This is a genomic window from Aeromonas sp. CD (genome assembly GCF_033349375.1).
GTDB classification, from domain to species: domain Bacteria; phylum Pseudomonadota; class Gammaproteobacteria; order Enterobacterales; family Aeromonadaceae; genus Aeromonas; species Aeromonas hydrophila.
In genome coordinates this window covers 867777-883258 of record NZ_CP137631.1, presented here as the reverse complement: position 1 = coordinate 883258, position 15482 = coordinate 867777, and the positions used below count along the sequence as shown (strand labels likewise).

16 protein-coding genes are annotated in these 15482 nt (G+C 64.3%); 10 read left to right on the top strand and 6 right to left on the bottom strand.

The genetic code is table 11. The features are described from left to right. The first annotated feature begins 3 nt into the window (after positions 1–3). Complete coding sequence (locus R2E40_RS04100) at positions 4–924, top strand: N-acetylmuramoyl-L-alanine amidase (protein ID WP_318164835.1); 921 nt, start codon at positions 4–6, stop codon at positions 922–924. 69 nt (positions 925–993) lie between these two features. Here R2E40_RS04100 and R2E40_RS04095 read toward each other — a convergent pair whose 3' ends face one another. Then, complete coding sequence (locus R2E40_RS04095; RefSeq protein WP_242761216.1) at positions 994–1791, bottom strand: DeoR family transcriptional regulator; 798 nt, start codon at positions 1789–1791, stop codon at positions 994–996. Between the two features lie 272 nt (positions 1792–2063). Between R2E40_RS04095 and kbaZ the strand changes: the two genes are divergently transcribed. The 9 genes from kbaZ to ast all read left to right on the top strand — a co-directional run bounded on the left by kbaZ (position 2064) and on the right by ast (position 11231). Beyond that, a complete protein-coding gene (kbaZ, locus tag R2E40_RS04090; protein WP_318164834.1) occupies positions 2064–3377 on the top strand; it encodes a tagatose-bisphosphate aldolase subunit KbaZ in 1314 nt (437 codons plus the stop codon). Positions 3378–3389: 12 nt separating this feature from the next. Then, positions 3390–4559, top strand: a complete 1170-nt coding sequence (locus R2E40_RS04085; protein ID WP_318164833.1) for an SIS domain-containing protein — start codon at positions 3390–3392, stop codon at positions 4557–4559. Next, on the top strand, positions 4559–5032 hold the full coding sequence (agaV, locus tag R2E40_RS04080; RefSeq protein ID WP_005309404.1) for a PTS N-acetylgalactosamine transporter subunit IIB: 474 nt from the start codon (positions 4559–4561) through the stop codon (positions 5030–5032). Before R2E40_RS04085 ends, agaV begins: the two co-directional genes overlap by 1 nt. Positions 5033–5047: 15 nt before the next feature. Further along, the gene (gene agaW / locus R2E40_RS04075; protein WP_042051145.1) at positions 5048–5824 is read left to right on the top strand and encodes a PTS N-acetylgalactosamine transporter subunit IIC; all 777 of its coding nucleotides are present in this window, start codon (positions 5048–5050) and stop codon (positions 5822–5824) included. Continuing rightward, a complete protein-coding gene (gene agaE / locus R2E40_RS04070; protein WP_017764753.1) occupies positions 5814–6692 on the top strand; it encodes a PTS N-acetylgalactosamine transporter subunit IID in 879 nt (292 codons plus the stop codon). The genes agaW and agaE overlap by 11 nt, the downstream gene beginning before the upstream one ends. A 46-nt stretch (positions 6693–6738) precedes the next feature. Further along, positions 6739–7173 carry a PTS galactosamine/N-acetylgalactosamine transporter subunit IIA gene (agaF, locus tag R2E40_RS04065; RefSeq protein ID WP_042064174.1) on the top strand — a complete coding sequence of 145 codons (435 nt, stop codon included), beginning with the start codon at positions 6739–6741 and terminating at the stop codon, positions 7171–7173. Continuing rightward, positions 7174–8373, top strand: a complete 1200-nt coding sequence (nagA, locus tag R2E40_RS04060) for an N-acetylglucosamine-6-phosphate deacetylase (RefSeq protein ID WP_318164832.1) — start codon at positions 7174–7176, stop codon at positions 8371–8373. After that, complete coding sequence (locus tag R2E40_RS04055; protein ID WP_202012508.1) at positions 8364–9218, top strand: tagatose bisphosphate family class II aldolase; 855 nt, start codon at positions 8364–8366, stop codon at positions 9216–9218. The genes nagA and R2E40_RS04055 overlap by 10 nt, the downstream gene beginning before the upstream one ends. A 102-nt stretch (positions 9219–9320) precedes the next feature. Beyond that, complete coding sequence (ast, locus tag R2E40_RS04050; RefSeq protein ID WP_318164831.1) at positions 9321–11231, top strand: thermostable cytotonic enterotoxin Ast; 1911 nt, start codon at positions 9321–9323, stop codon at positions 11229–11231. Between the two features lie 84 nt (positions 11232–11315). Here ast and pdxJ read toward each other — a convergent pair whose 3' ends face one another. The 5 genes from pdxJ to lepB form a co-directional block, all read right to left on the bottom strand. Next, positions 11316–12053 carry a pyridoxine 5'-phosphate synthase gene (pdxJ, locus tag R2E40_RS04045; protein ID WP_016349522.1) on the bottom strand — a complete coding sequence of 246 codons (738 nt, stop codon included), beginning with the start codon at positions 12051–12053 and terminating at the stop codon, positions 11316–11318. A 162-nt stretch (positions 12054–12215) separates the two neighbouring features. Further along, positions 12216–12923, bottom strand: coding sequence for a DNA repair protein RecO (recO, locus tag R2E40_RS04040; protein ID WP_226032963.1), 708 nt, complete (start codon positions 12921–12923; stop codon positions 12216–12218). Then, positions 12924–13823: a GTPase Era gene (gene era, locus R2E40_RS04035; protein ID WP_011704750.1), complete on the bottom strand. Its 900-nt coding sequence runs from the start codon at positions 13821–13823 to the stop codon at positions 12924–12926. A gap of 61 nt (positions 13824–13884) precedes the next feature. Further along, positions 13885–14556 (bottom strand): ribonuclease III, encoded by a 672-nt coding sequence (gene rnc, locus R2E40_RS04030; RefSeq protein ID WP_011704749.1) that lies wholly within the window; start codon positions 14554–14556, stop codon positions 13885–13887. Continuing rightward, on the bottom strand, positions 14557–15480 hold the full coding sequence (lepB, locus tag R2E40_RS04025) for a signal peptidase I (protein ID WP_016349520.1): 924 nt from the start codon (positions 15478–15480) through the stop codon (positions 14557–14559). Between the last annotated feature and the right edge of the window lie 2 nt (positions 15481–15482).

Below are 15482 nucleotides of genomic sequence, written 5' to 3'. Positions count from 1 at the left end.
ACCATGGGCCGGCGTCTGCTCTCACCGTCATCCCGCCAGCAGGCGGCCGGTGGGTGGCGCCGGCCATGGCAACTGGGTGTTCACCTCCCGGGCACCCGTCGCCACGGGTGTGCACTCTGCCTCGCCCTGCTGCTCAGCGCCTGCCAGCCCGTCCCCTATCGGCTCAACAACGACTATCAGAGCGCCAGCCAGAACGAGCGCATCGCCTTTCTGATCCTGCACTACACGGACGAAGACGATGGCCACTCCCTGCGCCTGCTGACCGAGCCGGCCCATCAGGTGAGCGCCCACTACCTGATCCCGCGCGATACCCATGAGCGGCCACTGCCGGTCTACCAGCTGGTGCCCGACAGCCAGCGCGCCTGGCATGCCGGCCGCAGTCGCTGGCATCAATATGCGGGGCTCAACGCCAGCTCACTCGGCATCGAGATCGTCAACCTCGGCTACCCGCCACAAGACGAACTGCTGCCCGCCCACCAGCGGCGCTGGCAGCCCTACACCCAGGCACAGATAGCCGCCCTCGGTGCCCTCACCCGCAAGCTGGTCGAGCGCTACCAGATCCCCCCCACCCAGGTGCTGGCCCACAGCGATGTCGCCCCCGAGCGCAAGCAGGATCCCGGCCCCCACTTCCCCTGGCGCGAGCTGGCCCTGCACTACGGGGTGGGAGCCTGGCCCGACGAAACCCGGCTGGCCGAATTGCGCCAGCAGCCGGCACCGGCCTGGGATGCCCTCGGCTGGCAGCAACGGCTGGCCCGCTACGGCTACGGCGTCGCCCAAAGCGGCGCCTGGGACGAGCAGAGCCGCGCCGCCCTGCGCGCCTTCCAGCTCCACTTCCGACCCGCCCTGGTCAGCGGTGAAGCGGATGCCGAGAGCCAGGCCATCCTCACTGCCCTGCTCGAGCGTTATTTTCCCGAGCAGCGCTGAGCTTCGCCCCTGACCACGAAAGAGGGACGCCGCGGCGTCCCTCTTTCGCATTCTCCGTCGAGTGCCGACTCAGGCCTCCACCAGCAGTACCTCTATCCCGGCCTGACGCAGACCGGCCAGGGTCTCGGCCGCAATAGCGTCGTCGGTGATCAGGGTGTGGATGCGCCGGGTATCGATGATCTTGTGCAGGCTCAGCCGGCCAAACTTGCTGGAATCGGTCACGACGATGATCCGCTCGGCCACGTGGCACATGCAGCGGTTGAGCCTGGCCTCGTCTTCATGATGGGTGCTGACGCCGCGATCCAGATCGATGCCATCCACCCCGAGAAACAGCAGATCGAAGTGATAGTTCTGCAGGGAGAGATCCGCCTGGGCGCCGTAGAAGGAGAGCGACTTGCGGCGCAGGTGGCCCCCCGTCATCAGCAGCTCCACCCCTTCCGCCTCCAGCAGGGCATTCGCCACATTCATGCCGTTGGTCATCACCACTATCTCCTGGTGATCGCGCAGGTGGCGTGCCACCTCCAGGGTGGTGGTGCCCGAGTCGAGAATGAGGCGGCAACCCGGCTGCACCAGGCTCGCCGCCATGGCGCCGATGCGTTGTTTGACCGGGGTGTTGAGCACACTCTTGTCGGCAATGGTGCGCTCGGCCACCGGCTGGCCGGATTCACACAACAGGGCGCCGCCGTAAGCGCGCACCGCCACCCCCTGTTTCTCCAGAAATGCCAGATCGTTGCGGATGGTGACGGTGGAGACCTGATAGTGGCCGGCCAGCTCGTTGACCTGAACGCTGCCATTGCTGCGCAGCTGCTGAATGATGCGCTCCCGTCGCTCGCTGGTGCCGAGCACGCTCTTTTCGGTGATTTGCATAGTCTCTCTGCCGGAGTCCTGTGGTGAAAGTAGAGCTTTCACTTCGTTACGTTTCCCTATTAACACTCAGCCTCGATGGCAAATCAAGCTTTCATTGAATTGAAAAGTGCCGTCAGACTCCCTAAAACAGTCACAACACTTTCGATTCATTTCTTTTTGTGATCTTGCTCAAGATGTGAACACGCTTTTATTTCGTTTCGAACGCCGTACGCCTAGGGTAAAGAAAGAAACCGAAAGCAAAGCATCTTGTTCAGACCAAGAGGAAGAGGGAAATGAAATCAATGCTGGATCTGGTCGCACAACACAAGCAGGGGGAGCAGGTCGGGATCTACGCCGTCTGCTCCGCCCATCCGCTGGTGCTGGAGGCGGCCCTGCGACTGGCGGCGCAAGGGGATCAGCTGCTGCTGGTCGAGGCCACCTCCAATCAAGTGGATCAATTTGGCGGCTACACCGGCATGACACCGGCCGATTTTCGCGACCTGCTGCACCGGCTCGCCGCCGAGTGCCGCTTTCCCGTGCAGCGGCTGGTACTGGGTGGGGATCACCTCGGCCCCAACCGCTGGCAGAGCGAGCCCGCCGAACAGGCCATGGCCCACGCCGAGGATCTTATCGCCAGCTATGTCGCGGCCGGCTTCAAGAAGATCCACCTCGACTGCAGCATGTCCTGCCAGGGGGATCCGGTGCCGCTGACCGACGAGCTGGTGGCGGCGCGTGCCGCCCGGCTGGCCAGGATAGCCGAGCAGACCGCCACCCGGCAGTTTGGCCACAGCGACCTGGTCTATGTGATTGGCACCGAAGTGCCGGTACCGGGCGGTGCCCACGAGGATCTGGCCGAACTGGCGGTCACCACACCGGAGGCGGCGCGCCACACCCTGGCTGCCCACCAGCAAGCCTTCGAGCAGGCCGGACTGGCCCAGCTCTGGCCGCGGGTGATCGGTCTGGTGGTACAGCCCGGCGTAGAGTTCGACCACACCCACGTCATCGACTACCGCCCCGAGCGGGCCGCCCCCTTGAGCCGGATGATCGAGGCCTATCCCCATCTGGTGTTCGAGGCCCACTCCACCGATTACCAGACCCCGGACGCCTACCGCCAGCTGGTGCGCGATCACTTCGCCATCCTCAAGGTCGGCCCGGCCCTCACCTTTGCCCTGCGCGAGGCACTGTTTGCCCTCGCCGCCATCGAGGAGGAGCTGGTGGTGGCCAAGGCCTGCTCGGGCCTGCGCCAGGTGCTGGAAGAGACCATGCTGGATCGCCCCGACTTCTGGCGCAGCCACTATCAGGGCAGCCCCAACGAGTGCCGGCTGGCCCGCGGCTACAGCTACTCCGATCGCATTCGCTACTACTGGCCCGACAGCCGGGTCGACGACTGTTACGCCCGGCTGCTGGCCAACCTGGCCGCCGAACCCATTCCCCTGCCGCTGCTCAGCCAGCACCTGCCGCTGCAATACCGCAAGGTGCGCCAGGGCACGCTGTCGCCCCGGGTTCACGACCTCATTCTCGATCAGGTGCAGGAGGTGCTGCGCCAATACGCGGCGGCCTGCAGCGCCGTCCCCGCCAGCCACTCCCGGCTGACCCCGGTTGTATAAGGAGTTGTAGAGATGATCCTTGGTTATCCAGAAGAGACGCTGCGGTCGGCCAACGGCCTGGCCACCGCCCGTGAAATTCGCCAGCAACCCGCCACCTGGCGGGAGACCCTCACCATGGTGGAGGAGTGCCGCGCCACCATAGAGCGCTTCCTGCTGCCCCTGCTGTCACGGGGCAACCTGCGGGTGATCCTGACCGGGGCCGGCACCTCCGCCTTTGCCGGCCGCGCCCTCGCCCCCTATCTCAGTGCCCGCCTCAACGGCCGTTTCGAGGCGATCGCCACCACCGACATAGTCACCGATCCGGGAGAATACCTGGCACAGGACTGTCCGACCCTGCTCATCTCCTTCGCCCGCTCCGGCAACAGCCCGGAGAGCGTGGCGGCGGTCGAGCTGGCCAGCCAGCTGCTGAGCGAGTGCCACCACCTGGTGCTGACCTGCAACGGTGAGGGGGAGCTCTATCGCCGCGGCCAGAAGGATGCCCGCTCCCTGGCGCTGCTGATGCCGCCCCAGACCCACGACCGCAGCTTTGCCATGACCAGCAGCCTGACCAGCATGATGCTGAGCTGCCTGGCGGTATTCCTGCCGCGCCAGTTCAACCCGATCGCCAGCCAGCCGCTCATCGCGCTGGGAGACGCCATCCTGCCCCAGGCCGAACTGAAGGTGCCCGAGTGGGATCGGCCGTTGCCGGAGCGGGTCATCTACCTTGGCAGTGGCAGCCTGCAAGGGGTGGCCCAGGAGGCGGCCCTCAAGCTGCTGGAGCTCACCGCCGGCCAGGTGATGGCCATGCACGACTCCCCCACCGGCTTTCGCCACGGGCCCAAGTCGGCCATCAATCGGCAGACCCTGATCGTGCTGATGGTGTCTAACGATCCCTATACCCGCCAGTACGATCTGGATCTGCTCGGCGAGCTGCGCCAGGACGGCCATGCCGCCCGGGTGGTCGCCCTGGCCGACCGGCCAGATCCGCTCATCAGCGCCGGCGAACACATCTATCTGCCCATCTCCCTCAACGGTGACGACGCCGAGCTGGCGCTCTGCTACCTGCTCTACGCCCAGTACTACGCCTTCCACACCGCGCTAGTGCTGGGCATCACCCCGGACAATCCCTGCCCGAGCGGGCGGGTCAACCGGGTCGTGCAGGGGGTCAACATCTATCCGTTCAACCAGCAAGGAGGCGTCTAATGCCGAACATAGTGCTGAGCCGTATCGACGAGCGCCTGATCCACGGTCAGGTCGGCGTGCAATGGGTCGGCTTCGCCGGCGCCAATCTGGTGCTGGTCGCCAACGACGAAGTCGCAGAGGACCCCATCCAGCAGAACCTGATGGAGATGGTGCTGGCCGAAGGCATCGCAGTGCGCTTCTGGCCGCTGCAGAAGGTGATCGACAACATCGGCAAGGCCGCCGATCGCCAGAAGATCCTGCTGGTGTGCAAGAGTCCCGCGGACTTTCGCACCCTGGTGGAGGGCGGGGTGCCCATCCCCCGCATCAACGTCGGCAACATGCACTACGCCGACGGCAAGCGTCAGATCCACAAGACGGTATCGGTGGACGAGTCGGACATAGCGGCGTTTCGCGCCCTGCAGGACGCCCACGTCGCCTGCTTTGTCCAAGGGGTGCCGACCGAACCGGCACAGGACATTTTCAACCTCATCTGATTAAGGACAATTGTGATGGAAATCAGTTTGTTGCAAGGGCTCTTGCTGGGCATGCTGGCGTTCTTCGCCGGGCTTGACCTGTTCAACGGCCTGACCCACTTCCACCGGCCCGTGGTACTGGGCCCGCTGGTGGGCCTGATCCTCGGCGACCTGCCCACCGGCATTCTGGTGGGCGGCACCCTGGAGCTGGTCTGGATGGGGCTGGCCCCGCTGGCAGGCGCCCAGCCGCCCAACGTCATCATCGGCACCATAGTCGGCGCCACCTTCGCCATCACCACCGGGGTCAAGCCGGATGTGGCGGTCGGGGTCGCGGTGCCGTTCGCGGTGGCGGTCCAGATGGGGATTACCTTCCTCTTCTCGGTGATGTCGGGGGTCATGTCCCGTTGTGACCGGATGGCGGAACAGGGGGATGTGCGCGGCATCGAGCGGGTCAACTACCTGGCGCTGCTGGCGCTCGGCTCCTTCTACTTCCTGTGCGCCTTCCTGCCCACCTACTTCGGGGCCGAACACGCCAAGAGCGCCATCGACGTGCTGCCCGCCCGTCTCATCGACGGTCTTGGCGTCGCCGGCGGCATCATGCCCGCCATCGGCTTCGCCGTGCTGCTCAAGATCATGATGAAGAATGTCTACATCCCCTACTTCATCCTCGGTTTCGTCGCCGCCGCCTGGCTCAAGCTGCCGGTGCTGGCCATCGCCGCGGCCGCCCTGGCCATGGCTCTGATCGATTTCATGCGCAAGGACCCGGCGCCACAAGCCCGCCCCATCCAGGAGGAAACTGAAGATGGCATCTAACAACACCGCCACCCGGCTGGCCCAGGCGGCCGAGCCGCAACCGACCCGCACCGTCTCCGACGACGTCTACGAAGATCAACAGCTGGGGGCCGAGCTGACCCGCCAGGACATCAACCGCTTCGCCTGGCGCTCCCTGCTGCTGCAGGCCTCCTTCAACTACGAGCGGATGCAGGCCTCCGGCTGGCTTTACGGCCTGCTGCCGGCACTGCAAAAGATCCACACCAATCCCAAGGATCTCTCCCGGGCGATGAAGGGCCACATGGGCTTCTTCAACACCCACCCCTTCCTGGTCACCTTCGTGATGGGGATAGTGCTGGCGATGGAGCGCTCCAAGCAGAACGTCAACAGCATCCAGAGCACCAAGATCGCGGTCGGCGCCCCGCTCGGCGGGATCGGCGATGCCATGTTCTGGCTCACCCTGCTGCCCATCTGCGGCGGCATCGGCGCCGACTTGGCCCTGCAGGGTTCCATCATGGGGGCTGTGGTCTTCTTCCTGCTGTTCAACCTGGTGCACTTCGGTCTGCGCTTCGGGCTGGCGCACTACGCCTACCGCATGGGGGTGGCCGCCATTCCGCTCATCAAGGCCAACACCCGCAAGGTGGGCCATGCCGCCTCCATCGTCGGCATGACGGTGATCGGCGCCCTGGTCGCCACCTATGTGCGGCTCGGCACCACCCTGGAGATCACCGCCGGCGATGCGGTGGTGAAGCTGCAGGCGGACGTGCTCGACAAGCTGATGCCCGCCTTCCTGCCGCTGCTCTACACCCTGGCCATGTATGGGCTGATCCGCCGCGGCTGGAGCCCGCTGCGCCTCATCGTCATCACGGTCGTGCTCGGCATCGTCGGCAAGTTTGCAGGCTTCCTCTAATCCGGCGCCGGCACCAGGCCGGCCCTTTGCTGTAAAGGAACAGATTATGTTGGGCATCATCATTTGCGGACACGGCGGCTTCGCCAGCGGCATGGAACAGGCCATGTTGCAGATCCTCGGCGAGCAGGAGGCGGTGGTCGCCATCGACTTTCCCGAGTCCTCCACCACGGCCCTGCTGCAGGATCAGTGCGAAACTGCCCTGACTCAGGTGGAACGAGGGGATGGGGTGGTCTTTCTGACCGACCTGCTGGGGGGAACCCCGTTTCGGGTCGCCTCCACCCTGGCGCTGCGCCAGCCCGGGCGGGAGGTGGTCACCGGCACCAATCTGCAGCTGCTGCTGGAGATGGTGATGGAGCGCGGCGAGCTGACCCCGTCCCAGTTTCGTGAACAGGCGCTGTGCTGTGGTCATCGCGGCCTCACCAGCCTGGTGGACGAGCTGGCGCGCGAGCGGGCCGATACCCTGGCCGAGGAGGGGATCTAGATGGCAGAGCGGATCCGCGCCCGCCGCCTGCTGACCGAGCAGGGCTGGCGGGAACATCAGGTACTGACCCATGAAGGGGGCGTCATCACCGCCATCAACCCCATCCCGGCCGACGACCCGGTGCGGGAGGTCGAGCTGCTGGTGCCCGCCCTCATCGATGGCCATGTCCACGGCGGGGCCGGCGTCGACGTGATGGATGAGGCGGCCGACGCCCTGGCCCGTCTCTCCCTTGCCAAGGCGGCAGAAGGGGTGGGCGCCTTCCTCGCCACCACGGTCACCGCCCCGCTGCCCGCCATCCTCAGCACCCTGGGTCGCATCGCCGATGCCATGGCGAGCCCCCTGCCGGGTGCACAGCTGCTCGGCAGCTATCTGGAGGGGCCCTATTTTACCCCGGACAACAAGGGCGCCCATGACCCGGCCCTGTTCCGGGAGCTGGATCTGGCGGAGCTCGACCGGCTGCAACAGGTGGCGCGAGGCACCCTGAAGGTGGTCGCCCTCGCCCCCGAGAAAACCGGGGCGCTGGCCGCCATCCGTCATCTCAAGCAGGCCGGCATCCGGGTGATGCTGGGCCACTCCGCCGCCGACCACGACACCACCATGGCGGCGCTGGCGGCGGGGGCCTCCGGGCTGGTGCACTGCTTCAACGGCATGCGCGGCCTGCACCACAGAGAGCCCGGCATGGTCGGCGCCGGCCTGGTGCATCCCGATGCCTGGCTGGAGCTCATCGCCGACGGCCACCACGTCCATCCGAGCGTGCTCAGACTCTGTCACTGCTGCGCCAGGGATCGCCTGCTGCTCATTACGGATGCCATGCGCGCCGCCGGCATGCCGGACGGCCACTACCTGCTCGGTGACTACCGGGTGGAGATGAAGGGCGGGGTGGTGCGCACCGACACCGGCGGCCTGGCGGGCAGCACCCTCACCCTGCTCGGCGCCGTGCGCAACATGGTGCAGCTGGCCGGCGTACCGCTGGACGAGGCCATCCCCATGGCTTCGCTGGCACCGGCCCGGATGCTGGGAATCGAACATCGCCTCGGCTCGCTGGCCGTCGGCAAGCAGGCCAACCTGCTCGCCCTGACCGCGGAACTCAATCAACAACATATCTGGGTGGCGGGCCGGGAGCTCCTCCCCGCCCCAACCCCGCTCTCTTTCCCTGAAGCTGGTGCCCGCCAGGGTGCCAAGGAGTCCTCATGTATCTGATCTCGTCCCACGAAATGCTTAAAGATGCCCAGCGCCGCGGCTATGCGGTGCCCGCCTTCAACATCCACAACCTAGAGACCGTCGAGGTGGTGGCCCGCACCGCCGCCAAGCTGCACTCCCCGGTGATCCTGGCCGCCACGCCGGGCACCTACCGCCACGCCGGGGTCGAGTATCTGGTCTCCATCTGCGCCTCGGCTGCCCATCAGTACCGCATCCCGCTGGTTCTGCATCTGGACCACCACGAGGACGAGCAGGATATCCACTACAAGGTCGAGGCCGGCATCCACTCCGCCATGATCGACGCTTCCCACCTGCCGTTCGAGGAGAACGTCGCCAAGGTGCAGCGGGTCGTCACCTTCTGCCACCGCATGGGGGCGAGCGTGGAAGCCGAGCTGGGCCAGCTCGGCGGCCAGGAGGATGACCTCATCGTGGACGCCGCCAACGCCCATCTGACCGACCCGGACAAGGCGGCCGAGTTCGTGGCGCGCACCGGCATCGACTCCCTGGCGGTCGCCATCGGCACGGCCCACGGCCTCTACAAGGAGGAGCCGCGCCTCGACTTCGAGCGCCTCGCCGCCATCCGGGCCAGGGTAGCGGTGCCGCTGGTGCTGCACGGTGCCTCCGGCATTCCCGACCGGGACGTACGCCGCTGCATCGAGCTCGGGGTGTGCAAGGTCAACGTGGCCACCGAGCTCAAGATCGCCTTCTCCGACGCCATGAAGGCGTTCCTGGCCTCCCACCCCGACGCCAGCGACCCGCGCCAGTATCTGGTGCCCGCCATGGCTGCCATGGAGGAGGTGGTCGCCGCCAAGATCCGCATGTGCATGAGCGACGGCAAGCTGTAATCCCAAAGGCGGGCCCGCTGCGGCGAGCCCGCCTCCATCCCGGTATCACAGGCGAGGTTCTGCCGACTCACACCTCACTCACATCAACACATGGAGACAACCATGCACGCACGTACCGCCATGACGCTGCTGCTCATGCTGACCCCCTTCACCCAGGCCGAAACCCTGTCGCTGGAGGGTGACCAGTACCGTATCAAGGTCGAGACCGATGCCGGCAAGTTCCGGGAGCTGACCTTCACCAATACCGCCAACGGCGATCTCATTCGCTCTGACAACCTGTTCGACATCAAGGGGACGGATGATCGGCTGACCCCCTCCGCCGATTTCAAGGTCACTGCATTCACCAAGAGCGAGGACCGGATCGAGATGGCGTTGGAAAATGCCGACTTCGTGGTCAAAAGCGCCATCCGGCTGGGCCGGGACAAGCGCTACGCCAGCATCGACTTTGCCCTCGATACCCTCAAGAACGGCAAAAAGATCAACGGCTTCTCCATGCTTCCCTTCCACTCCCAGGCGCCGTTTGTCTATGGCGCCATCAACAGCTCGCCCATCGTCAGCGACAGCTTCTTCATTACCCCCCAGAATCCACTGGTCAATACCCGGGCTTACGAGGGTGGCGTCAGCCAGCTGATCCCGCTCAAGCTGCCGCTCGCCCAGGGCAAGCCGCTCAGCTATCGCACCTATGTCGGCACCTTTGGCGAGGGTCAGCTCAGGCGCGACTTCAACCGCTTCCTCAACGAGGCCCGCGATCGCCCCTACGCCCCCTACCTGCACTACAACTCCTGGCTCGACATCGGCTTCTTCAATCCCTACACGGAGGCCGAGGCACTCAAGCGCATCGATCAGTTCGGCGAGGCGCTGATCAGCCGGCGCGGCGTACCCATGAACGGCTTTCTGTTTGACGACGGCTGGGACGATCGACTGGGCAACTGGGGTTTCAGCAAGGATTTCCCCAACGGCTTCAGCAAGCTCAAGCGTGCGGCCGAACGCTACCATGCCCAGCTCGGGATCTGGCTCTCCCCCTGGGGTGGCTACAACAAGCCAAGGGATGAGCGGGTCTCCCATGCCGCCGAGTTCGGCTATGAGCTGAGCGATGGCAAGTTCGCCCTCTCCGGCCCGGTCTACTACCAGAACTTCCACCAGAAGGTGATGTCGCTCATCAAGGAGCAGGGGGTCAGCCACTTCAAGTTCGACGGGACCGGCAATGCGGACAAGCTGATCGAGGGGAGCCGCTTCACCAGCGACTTCGATGCCGCCATCCACCTGATTGCAGATGCGCGGGCCGCCAATCCGAAGGTGTTCATCAACCTGACCACCGGCACCACCGCCTCCCCTGCCTGGCTGTTCTTTGCCGATTCGATCTGGCGCGGCGGCGATGACATCAACTTCTACGGACCCGGCTCCAGGGTACAGCAGTGGATCACCTACCGGGATGCCGAGACCTATCGCTCCATCGTCAAGAACGGCCCCCTGTTCCCGCTCAACTCCCTGATGCTGCACGGGCTGGTCTATGCCAAACAGGCCAAGCATCTGGATCGGCAGTCACCGCAAGACTTCGCCGATCAGGCCTGGAGCTATTTCGCCACCGGCACCCAGTTGCAGGAGCTCTATCTCACGCCGGAACTGTTGAGCGGTCAGAACTGGGACCTGCTGGCCAAGGCCGCACTCTGGTCACAGCAGAACCAGGCCGTGCTGTTCGACAGCCACTGGATCGGCGGCGACCCCACCCTGCTGGCGGTGTATGGCTGGGCGGCCTGGAGTCCGAGCCGCGCCTTCATCACCCTGCGCAACCCCTCCAGTAAGCCGCAGACATTCCTGCTGGAGCCTCAGCGCCAGCTGGAGATCCCGGCGGGCGAGGCCACCCGCTTCACGGTGCAGCCACGCTATGGCAGCAATGCCAGCGTACCGGCCACCCTCGATGCCCCCCGCCTCATCACGCTGGCTCCGCTGGAACTGATCACCCTGGAGCTGACCCCGGCGGGAGCCAAACCCGCTGCGGTGAAAAAGTCCTGACCTAGACCAAGTTTGACCTGACAAAAAGGGACGCCGTGGCGTCCCTTTTTCTTCGTGCCGCGGGGCCCAGCCCCTGCCGACAGATCAGATCCCCTGACGGGCTTCCTGCATCAACAGGCGCATGTCGCTGACCGCCTTGGCCAGACCGTCGAAGGCGGCGCGGCCGATAATGGCGTGGCCGATGTTGAGCTCATAGAGCTCGGGGATGGCGGCGATGGCCTTGACGTTGTGGTAGTGCAGACCGTGGCCGGCATTGACCTTGAGCCCCTTGCCAGCGGCATAGGAGGCACCGGCGGCAATGCGCTTGAACTCGGCGTTGCGCTCGGCATCGGTGGTGGCATCGGCGTAACGACCGGTGTGGATCTCGATGAAGGGGGCGCCGCTCTCGGCGGCGGCATCGATCTGCAGCGGATCCGCATCGATGAAGAGGGATACCTGAGCGCCGACAGCCGCAAGACGGGCCACGGCATCGGTCACCTTGTCCAGCTGGCCGGCCACGTCCAGACCACCCTCGGTGGTCACCTCGGTGCGCTTCTCCGGCACCAGGCAGACGAAGTGGGGCTGGATGCGGCAGGCGATGCCGATCATCTCTTCGGTCACCGCCATCTCCAGGTTCATTCTGGTCTGGATGGTCTGGCGCAGGATCTCCACGTCGCGGTCGGTGATGTGACGGCGATCTTCGCGCAGGTGCACAGTGATGCCATCGGCTCCGGCCTGCTCGGCCACGAAGGCGGCCTGCACCGGATCCGGATACTGGGTGCCGCGGGCGTTGCGCAGGGTGGCGATGTGATCGATGTTCACACCCAGATAGATTTCACTCATTGAGGACTCCTTGAAACTCTTCGCTGTTAACTGTGCAACTGCCGCCTTGGCGCCAGCGCCGATATCCATATGTCACGTGTGTGGCAGCTCGTAGGTTCGATTAGCGCAGCGTAATCGGACCTAGGTAACATTCTTGCCATGTCGGGTAACGCCGCAGGGCGATTAACCCAAGCTATTACGGCGTTTTAAAAACAGCTCCCGGCTCTTCAACTGGCGCCGCCCCAGATAGGGCTGCAGCGCCAGCCTGCTGAAACGCTTGGCCGCCTGCAGCAGGGGCGGACTGTCGAAGCGCCCCTCGGCAAAGGCCAGCAGGTGCGCGCCGAGAAACAGGGTACGGGGATCCGGCGCCCGCTCGCAAGCAACAAAGCCCAATTCACGCTCGAAGCCATAGAGCAAGGTCGGCTCGATGGGCGACTCGTCGTCCGCCGTGTATTCGAAATCCACCGCATAGCCGAGCGCCTGCAACAGCAGGAACTCGAAGCGGCGCAGCGGCAGCTCAGGCGTCTCGCCATCAGCCAGCGCCATGATGGCGCGGGCATAGGCGTCAAACACTTCGGGGAACGGGGTGTGCGCTTCCAGCAGGTAGTAGACCAGCTCGTTGAGATAGAGGCCGTAGAAGAGGCGATCGCCGCCGAGCCGCAGGGAGTGATCCGGGCACTCGACCTGGGTGAGATTCTTGAGATCGCCCTTGCCGCGCCAGGCGATGGTGAGCAGGGTGAAGGGTTGCAGCAGCCCCTTCAGAGGCGAGCGTGGCCCGCGGGAACCGCGAGCCACCAGAGTAAAACGGCCACTATCCTGGGTGAAAACCTCGACCAGCTGACTGGTCTCCCGATAGGGCCGACTGTGGATGACGAAAGCCGGGGTCAGCAATCAGTCGTCACCGTAGCCGAGACTGCGCAGGGCGCGCTCGTCGTCAGCCCAACCGGATTTGACCTTGACCCACAGCTCCAGGTGCACCTTGTTCTGGAACAGCCGTTCCATGTCGAGGCGCGCCTCGGTGCCGATGGTCTTGATCTTCTCGCCCTTGTTGCCGATGACCATCTTCTTCTGGCCATCGCGCTCCACCAGAATGAGGCCATGGATATGGTAGAGACCGTTCTCCTCCACCTTGAAGCGCTCGATCTCCACCGTTACCGAGTAGGGCAGCTCCTCACCGGTGAAGCGCATCAGCTTCTCGCGGATGATTTCAGAAGCCATGAAGCGGGAGGAGCGGTCGGTCACGTAGTCTTCCGGGAAGAAGTGGACGTTCTCCGGCAGCAGATCCTTGGCCCACTCGCGGATCTTCTCCACGTTGGTGCCCTTCTCGGCACTGATGGGCAGGATGTGGGCGAAGTTCATCTGCTGGCCCAGCCACTCGAGGTGCGGCAGCAGATCCTCTTTCTCCTTGACGTTGTCGATCTTGTTGACCGCCAGCACCACCGGGCACTTGAGGTGGCGCAACTTGCCCAGCACCATCTCGTCGTCCTTGGTCCAGTGAGTCCCGTCCACCATGAACACCACCATGGCCACGTCCCCCAGCGAACTGGTGGCGGCGCGGTTCATCAGGCGGTTGATGGCCCGTTTCTCTTCGATGTGCAGACCCGGCGTGTCGACATAGATGGTCTGGTAGTTCTCCTCGGTGTCGATCCCCAGAATCCGGTGACGGGTGGTCTGGGGCTTCTTCGAGGTGATGCTGACCTTCTGGCCAAGCAGCTTGTTGAGCAGGGTGGACTTGCCCACGTTGGGGCGGCCCACGATGGCGACAAAGCCGCAATAAGTGGTATCTGTCATGCCAGTGTTTCCAATGCCTGTTGTGTCAAAAGACCGCGCCTTGTTGAATGGGTAGTATCTGTCATGACAGTTTTTCCAATGCTTGCTGCGCTGCGGCCTGTTCGGCCTTGCGACGGCTGGTGCCGACCCCGACCAGCGGACCATCCAGGCCTTCCACGTCACACTGGACGGTGAACTCCTGGTTGTGGGCTTCGCCCTTGACGTTGGTCACTGTGTAGGTCGGCAGGGATTTGCGGCTTCCCTGCAGAATTTCTTGCAGACGGGTCTTGGGATCCTTCTGCTCTATGCCTGGCTTGATCTCGTCCAGGCGGCTGGCGTACCAGCCCAGCAGCAGCGTCCGTACCGTCTCAAGATTGGTATCCAGATAGACGGCACCGATCACCGCCTCGACCGTGTCGGCCAGAATGGATTCACGGCGAAAACCGCCGCTTTTCAGCTCACCCGGCCCCAGGATCAGGTGATCCCCGAGGTCGAACTCCCGGCCCAGTTCGGCCAGGGTCTTCTCGCGCACCAGGGTGGCGCGCATGCGGCTGAGATCCCCTTCCGCCGCCTGCGGGAAGCGGTGGAAGAGATCATCGGCAATCACCAGACTCAAAATGGAGTCACCCAGGAATTCCAGTCGCTCGTTGTGACGGGAACCGGCGCTGCGGTGAGTCAGCGCCCGGGTCAGCAGTTCTTGATCCTGAAAGACATGCCCGAGACGGGACTGCAGTCTGTTCATCTTGATATTCATTTACTTGATTCCGCCAATGCGGTTGAAGCGCACCCCTGTCGGTACCCAGCTTGGCAGCAGGGAGCCTTCTTCGCGCTCGAATTCAAAACTTATCCAGATAGCGACCGCCTTGCCGACCAGGTTCTGCTCGGGCACGAAGCCCCAGAAACGACTGTCGGTACTGTTGTCACGGTTGTCACCCATCACGAAGTACTGGCCTTCCGGCACTACCCATTCGTCTGGGTAGGTACCGGGCTGGCGGTAGTAACGGCCGACCATATCGGGCATCAGCGGGTTGCGCAGGGTCTCGTGAGACACCTCGCCCAGCTGCTCGGTATAGCGGTCAAGCGGGATCCCCATCTGGGTAAATTCACCCCTTTGTTCAAACTTGACGTCGAGCTTCTGGAAGCCCGGGCACGTTTTCCCTTCCTGCTCATCGCACTTGGGCCGGATCATCAGCTCCTTGTTGCGATAGATGACCCGATCCCCCGGCATGCCGACTACGCGCTTGATGTAGTCCACCCGGGTATCCAGCGGATACTTGAACACCACCACGTCGCCGCGTTTGGGCTCACCGGTCTCGAGGAACTTGGTGTTGGTCACCGGATCCTTGAGGCCATAAGCAAACTTCTCCACCAGGATGAAGTCGCCCACCAGCAGGGTGGGCATCATGGAGCCCGACGGGATCTGGAACGGTTCAAAGATGAACGAACGCAGGATCAGCACGAGCGTGATGACCGGGAATACCCCGGCGGTCTGCTCGATCCAGACCGGCACCGGCGCCACCTTGGCCAGGGTTTTCTCGTCCAGATGGGCGCCGCCGTGGGCACGGGCCACGGCAATCTTGGCGGCCCGCTGCTTGGACCAGATCATCTTGTCCAGACACCAGATAACACCGGTGATCGCGCAGACCACCACCAGGATCAGGGAAAACGTGCTTGCCATCT

Bases quoted from the DNA above. Each gene is read 5' to 3' on its own strand.
- R2E40_RS04100 (WP_318164835.1), top strand. From the start codon at position 4: ATGGGCCGGCGTCTGCTCTCACCGTCATCCCGCCAGCAGGCGGCCGGT.
- R2E40_RS04095 (WP_242761216.1), bottom strand. From the start codon at position 1,791: ATGCAAATCACCGAAAAGAGCGTGCTCGGCACCAGCGAGCGACGGGAG.
- kbaZ (WP_318164834.1), top strand. From the start codon at position 2,064: ATGAAATCAATGCTGGATCTGGTCGCACAACACAAGCAGGGGGAGCAG.
- R2E40_RS04085 (WP_318164833.1), top strand. From the start codon at position 3,390: ATGATCCTTGGTTATCCAGAAGAGACGCTGCGGTCGGCCAACGGCCTG.
- agaV (WP_005309404.1), top strand. From the start codon at position 4,559: ATGCCGAACATAGTGCTGAGCCGTATCGACGAGCGCCTGATCCACGGT.
- agaW (WP_042051145.1), top strand. From the start codon at position 5,048: ATGGAAATCAGTTTGTTGCAAGGGCTCTTGCTGGGCATGCTGGCGTTC.
- agaE (WP_017764753.1), top strand. From the start codon at position 5,814: ATGGCATCTAACAACACCGCCACCCGGCTGGCCCAGGCGGCCGAGCCG.
- agaF (WP_042064174.1), top strand. From the start codon at position 6,739: ATGTTGGGCATCATCATTTGCGGACACGGCGGCTTCGCCAGCGGCATG.
- nagA (WP_318164832.1), top strand. From the start codon at position 7,174: ATGGCAGAGCGGATCCGCGCCCGCCGCCTGCTGACCGAGCAGGGCTGG.
- R2E40_RS04055 (WP_202012508.1), top strand. From the start codon at position 8,364: ATGTATCTGATCTCGTCCCACGAAATGCTTAAAGATGCCCAGCGCCGC.
- ast (WP_318164831.1), top strand. From the start codon at position 9,321: ATGCACGCACGTACCGCCATGACGCTGCTGCTCATGCTGACCCCCTTC.
- pdxJ (WP_016349522.1), bottom strand. From the start codon at position 12,053: ATGAGTGAAATCTATCTGGGTGTGAACATCGATCACATCGCCACCCTG.
- era (WP_011704750.1), bottom strand. From the start codon at position 13,823: ATGACAGATACCACTTATTGCGGCTTTGTCGCCATCGTGGGCCGCCCC.
- rnc (WP_011704749.1), bottom strand. From the start codon at position 14,556: ATGAATATCAAGATGAACAGACTGCAGTCCCGTCTCGGGCATGTCTTT.
- lepB (WP_016349520.1), bottom strand. From the start codon at position 15,480: ATGGCAAGCACGTTTTCCCTGATCCTGGTGGTGGTCTGCGCGATCACC.